The organism is Ornithinibacillus proteolyticus, from assembly GCF_039581225.1.
In the GTDB taxonomy this organism is placed as follows: domain Bacteria; phylum Bacillota; class Bacilli; order Bacillales; family Amphibacillaceae; genus Ornithinibacillus; species Ornithinibacillus massiliensis.
Window position 1 is genome coordinate 1 of sequence record NZ_JBCPXV010000105.1, and the last position, 2,353, is coordinate 2,353.

3 protein-coding genes are annotated in these 2,353 nt (G+C 40.3%); all 3 read right to left on the reverse strand.

The features are described 5' to 3' along the window. Positions 1 to 104: 104 nt before the first annotated feature. Positions 105 to 1,658, reverse strand: a complete 1,554-nt coding sequence (tnpC, locus tag AAIB49_RS19750; protein WP_339213305.1) for an IS66 family transposase — start codon at positions 1,656 to 1,658, stop codon at positions 105 to 107. Positions 1,659 to 1,725: 67 nt separating this feature from the next. Continuing rightward, positions 1,726 to 2,079: an IS66 family insertion sequence element accessory protein TnpB gene (tnpB, locus tag AAIB49_RS19755; protein ID WP_251517995.1), complete on the reverse strand. Its 354-nt coding sequence runs from the start codon at positions 2,077 to 2,079 to the stop codon at positions 1,726 to 1,728. Further along, positions 2,076 to 2,270 carry a hypothetical protein gene (locus AAIB49_RS19760; RefSeq protein ID WP_339213309.1) on the reverse strand — a complete coding sequence of 65 codons (195 nt, stop codon included), beginning with the start codon at positions 2,268 to 2,270 and terminating at the stop codon, positions 2,076 to 2,078. The genes tnpB and AAIB49_RS19760 overlap by 4 nt, the downstream gene beginning before the upstream one ends. Between the last annotated feature and the right edge of the window lie 83 nt (positions 2,271 to 2,353).

Consider the following 2,353-nt stretch of genomic DNA (forward strand, 5'->3'; position numbering starts at 1 on the left):
GTAAGCCCGAACTAAGAAATTTTATAATAGAAGCAACTAAAATTAAAAACAGAAACGCCAAATAACCGTGAATCTGAGATGTTTTAAACAGATTTACGGTTATTTTATTTTTTTGCACATGTTGCTTGAATCGCCTTCGCCCAAGGCATGTACTTATTTAAAGTTTCTGGCGTTCGATGGATATCCAGATTTGGTAGTTCTGTTAGTAATTTCACCAAATATTGATAGAAATCCACACCGTTAGCTTTCGCTGTTTCTGCCATACTCAAACAAATCGCATTGGCCTCGGCACCAGCTTCGCTGACGGAAAACATCCAATTTTTTCGACCGATCACACTAGGGCGTATCGCATTTTCTGCTGGATTATTATCCATTTCAATGCGACCATCATAGAGAAAGGCACGAAGCCCATCTGTCAATTTCAGTGTATATTCGGCTGCTTTTCCAAGTGCGTTATTGCCGTAAAAAGGGGATTCCTCAATCCATTTCAGGAATTCTTCTACGATTGGTTTCGAAAGCTTTTGACGTCTTTTTCTTCGCTTACTCGGGGATAATTTTTTAAAATCCCTTTCTAGGCGATAAAGCTCGTCGCAAAATTTCACTCCAATCTGCCCGTTTTTACTGTTCACTTTCAACCAATATCGGCGAACGTGTGCCCAACAATTTGCGAAGGTTACGCCTGGGAGTTTATCGTATGCAGAATAGCCGTCACAGATAATGGTCCCTGTAAAGTTCTCTACAAATCCTTGGAGAACGGATCTCGCACGTGACAACGCACTTTGAAAGAGAATGATAACGGGGCCTTGGCTAGGAGCGCTACGGTACACCCAATTATAGGCATTGGAATTTCCTGGTTTCCCGTCGGAACGATGAATAATTTTTCCGTAGGTTTCATCCACGTGTAAAATAGATTTGTTCATCATCATTTCCTTCATCCGTTGGTACACGGGAAGTAACCAATCCTGAGCTGTTCGTATAACCCAGTTAGACAAATTCTTATCGTTCGTATGTAGGCCACAACGCTCCCATTCTTTTACCTGACGGTAAAGCGGAAGATACTGGATAAATTTATCATAGATTACTTTCGCTAGAATGCTAGGACTTGTCAGACTACGTTGAATAGGAGCCTGTGGTGCTTGGCCTCTTTTTATTTGTGCGTTCTGAAAGGAATGTCCCTTACAATTCTTGCATTCATAAGCATGTTCTACATGCTGTATTTTCTTCATCGTTGCTGGAATAAACATCGCTTCTTCTCGGACAACGGTGCTGCCCATTTCTGTCATTGCTTGCTGGCAACAATCGCATGTCGTATCTTCTGGGTGATGATGAATGACTTCTGTTTCGAGGTCATCTGCCAGAAAATCATTGCGTTTTCTATTTTTTGCTTTACGTTCAACAGTATATGCAATCTTCTGTTCGCTTTGTTCTTCTGTGTGCTCAGAATAGTTAAAAGAATCGTCATCATCCTCATCATCGAATAACGACGTTTGCCCATCGGGTAGATTGTATTTCGATTGCTCCGTTTTCGAACCATATAGTAGCTTCGTTAAGTGGCGAACTTGCTCGGTCAAAGCTTCGATCTGTCGATTCGATTGTTTTAATTGTTCCTCTAAAAGTTTAATTAATTTATCGTTCTGATCAGGAGAAGATTGAACCATGCAATTTCACCACCTTTCGTTCTGTTAAGATAGCTATAGTATACGCTATCGAACGAAAAATGAATAGTTAAAAAACACCTTTTGGAGATTTTTGTATTGCTTTTGGTTGTTGAATAGCTAACCCTTCCAAGAGCCAACGAAGTTCTTGTTGCGATAAATTGCGAACTTCATTTTCGTTTTTAGGCCACTGAAGTTTACCATTATCTAAACGTTTATAAAGCATGGCGAATCCATCCCCATCAAAATATAAACATTTATAACGGTCTTTGCTCCAACCGGAAAATAAGAAGATGGAATCGCCATAGGGATCTAGCTCGAAGTTATCTTGAACTAGTGTAGCTAGTCCGTCAATTCCCTTTCTCATATCCGTCTTTCCACAAACAATATAAATGTTCTTGACGTCTGTATAATCTTGCCTCATTCATTTCTCAACTCCCTTATGACGGTTTGAATGATATGCTCATCCACACCGTTAAAGAAGGAAAGTTCAAAGCCGCCTGATTTCATCATAAAAACAGGAGTTGCCGAGGAAACTGGCGGGGTCGCTAACATAGGTTCTTCTTTTTCAGGATGGAGTGTTACGGGCACGATGATTAGTTCTTCATGTGGCATAGAAAAGCACCTCCTTCAATTGATATTTCTATCTTAGCAAGAGGTGCTTCATTTTTGTATGCGTTGTTTGATTACGGGTTTAC